Raw genomic sequence first — 2,803 nt, forward strand, 5'->3', positions numbered from 1 at the left:
CGCCGCACGCGCCGCAGGCCCGCTGCCGCCCCAGGCCCTGAGCGACGCGCTCACCACGTCGCTGCTGGCCGACGGTCAGGACGACGACGTGGCGCTGGTCGTCGCCCGCCACCTGCCCCCGCCGCTGCGGCGCACCGCGCCCGCCCGACCCGCCGAACTCGCCGTCATGCGCCGCCACGTCACCGCCTGGGCCACGACCGCCGGGCTGTCCGAGAACCTGCTCGACGACCTGCAGCTCGCCCTCGGTGAGGCCGCCGCCAACGCCGTGGACCACGCCTACCCGCCCGACGCGCCCGGTGACTTCACCTACGACATCGCCACCACGGCCCAGGGCCTCCACGTCGTCGTCCGCGACCACGGCCGGTGGCGACCCGAACCCGCCGACAAGGGCCACCGCGGCCGCGGCTTGCAGATCATCCGCACGATCGGCCTGCGGGCCACCTTCGACCACGCCGACGACGGCACGACGGTCGAGTTCGACCTCGTCGACCAGCCGGACGACGCACCGGTCCCCCGGCCGGCCGGGCAGCCCCGGGAGCACGTCGTCCCGGACGCACCCGACCCGGCGGCGGTCCAGGTGCTGCGGCTCACCGGCGACGTGGACCTCACCACCGTCGACGAGCTGCACGAGGCACTGGCGGTCGCGATCGGCGCCGCCGACCCACGTCCGGTCGAGATCGACCTCAGCCACGTCGACTACCTCAGCAGCTCCGGCATAGCGCTGCTCCTGCACGCCGCCGCGACCGCGACCCTGGCCCGGCGCACCCTCACCGTGCTGGCCGTCTAGGGCACCGCCCCCGCTCGCGTGCTGTCCCTGTCGGGCCTGCACGGGTTGAGCACCGACACCCTCACCATCCGGACCCGACCGGTCTGACCGGCCACCCGCCGCACGCGGATCGGCCGGTGCCGACGTGCCCGCCCGCTCCACGGCGGGGTGGCACGATGTACCCCATGCCGGAGTTGCTGGGGACCGCGTCGTTCCCCTCGGGTGATCTGCTGCTGATCGACTTCGGGCTGCTCCGGTTGTGGTCGGGCGATCGGCCGCCGCTGCTCCCCGAGGGGTTCGCACCCCCCGAGGTCGTGGCGGAGGCGAACGCCGCGGTGGACTTCGAGGTCGTCGGACCGCGGGCGGCCGAGGTCGCCGCCCGGCTGGACCTCGCCGCCGTCAAGGGCCGGTACGCGTTCGACCTGCCGCGGGACAGCGGACTGGTGGCCGACGCGGCGGCGCGCACCGGTCTGGACGCGACCGTCCGGCAGGTGCCGAGGATGCCGCACCACACCCGCGTGCTGCGGCTGCTCGACGACCTGCCCGGCGGCGCCGAGGTGCCGTTCCACGGCGGCTGGGCGGTGGCGGTGCGCGGCCTGCCCACCGGCCGGTTGCGGGTGCTGGGTGAGCGGATGCCGCCGGGGCCGGACCGCGAGCGGTGGCACTCGGTGTGGGTGCAGTGCGCGGAAGGCGTGGTCGCGGAGTCCGTCGAAGCCGGGTACGTGCTGGTCGACGAGGCACGCCTGATGTTCGCGGACCCGACCGCGTTGAACTCGTGGACCAACGACGAACCGACCGACGGCCTGTTCGACCTCGCGTTCTGGGGCGGGGACGAGGAGCAGGTCGCCGCGAGGCTCGCCGCCTCCACTGTGGATGGCCAGTACGTGTGGACCGACCTCACCCGCGACCGGGCACGCGCGTTGCACGACCGGTTGCGGTCGTTGCGGGACGAGGGTCTGAAGTTCGCGTTCGACCTGCGGCCGCACGACGACCACCACCGCGTGCTGGAGCCGATGCGCTCGTCCGCGACCGGGTCCGGGGAGGTGGAGGTCGGCGGGGCGCTGATGACCGGCTGGTTCACCAGTTGGGGCGACGGCGCGTTCCCGGTGTACCGCGACCTCGCCGGGGACGGCACGTTGCTGCGCGTCCGGGTGGAGCTGGGCGCACCGGAGATCGTGACGCGCCACCGGCGGTTCGAGCGCTTGCACTTGGGGGACCTCGCGAAGATGGCGATCGTGTCGGCCCGCGTGGCGCGCGAGGGTGCGCCCGCCGGGTGGCTGTACCGCGACGAGCCCTCCCGCGACGCGGACAGCGGCTGGCGCGTGTTCGCGGGCGACGAGGCACAGGAGTACATCGACGACTCGCGGAACGCCGTGCTGGTCCCGCTGCGCGAGCTGATCGGCGCGGATCCGGCGCTGGAGGCGGTGTTCGAGCGACCGCCGGGATCGGCGTTCGAGCGGGCGGGCGGCACGTTCGTGCCGGTCGAGGACTGACGCCGCGCGGTCGCCCGACCACGTGGAGGAGGACGGTCGTCGATGCGTCTGCACCCCGGTGAGCCCGAAACCGCCGACTGGCGGGTGATCACCCTGCTCGACGCCGTCCGGCGGCTGCGCGCGGCGTCGCCCGACGTCACCGGACGTCCGCGGGTGATCGCGATCGACGGCCGGGGTGGTGCCGGGAAGACGACCCTGGCCGAGCGGCTGCGCGCGGTCGTGCCGCGCTCCGCGGTCGTGCACACCGACGACGTCGCCTGGCACCACGCCTACTTCGACTGGGGCGGCGTGCTGGTCGACCACGTGCTTCGGCCTGTGCACCGGGGTGAGGCGGTGGACTTCCGCCCGGACGCCTGGATCGCCCGCGGCCGGCCCGGGTCGATCACCGTCCCCGCCGGTGTCGACGTCGTGTGGGTCGAGGGCACCGGCGTCATCCGCGAGGAGCTCATGCCCTGGTTGGACGCCTCGGTGTGGCTCCAGGGCGACCTGGACGAGCAGGAACGCCTGCTGGTGGCCCGCGACGGCGACTCCGGCGGGGACGGTG

Annotated in this window: 3 protein-coding genes; all 3 read left to right on the forward strand. The window is 74.6% G+C overall.

Annotated elements, in window-relative coordinates:
* Window positions 1–787 (forward strand): ATP-binding protein (locus AB0G02_RS34155; protein WP_360802705.1); only part of this gene is annotated, 787 nt, incomplete at its 5' end.
* Between the two features lie 164 nt (window positions 788–951).
* A complete protein-coding gene (locus AB0G02_RS34160) occupies window positions 952–2,259 on the forward strand; it encodes a DUF2185 domain-containing protein (RefSeq protein WP_360802707.1) in 1,308 nt (435 codons plus the stop codon).
* 42 nt (window positions 2,260–2,301) lie between these two features.
* Window positions 2,302–2,803: hypothetical protein (locus AB0G02_RS34165; protein ID WP_360802710.1), on the forward strand; the 502-nt coding region annotated here is incomplete at its 3' end.

Origin of the sequence: Actinosynnema sp. NPDC023658, from assembly GCF_040639995.1 — a bacterium.
Taxonomy (GTDB): Bacteria; Actinomycetota; Actinomycetes; order Mycobacteriales; family Pseudonocardiaceae; genus Actinosynnema.

What these genes read in the sequence shown, in the direction of transcription:
- AB0G02_RS34160 (WP_360802707.1), top strand. Translation starts at nt 952, where the DNA reads ATGCCGGAGTTGCTGGGGACCGCGTCGTTCCCCTCGGGTGATCTGCTG.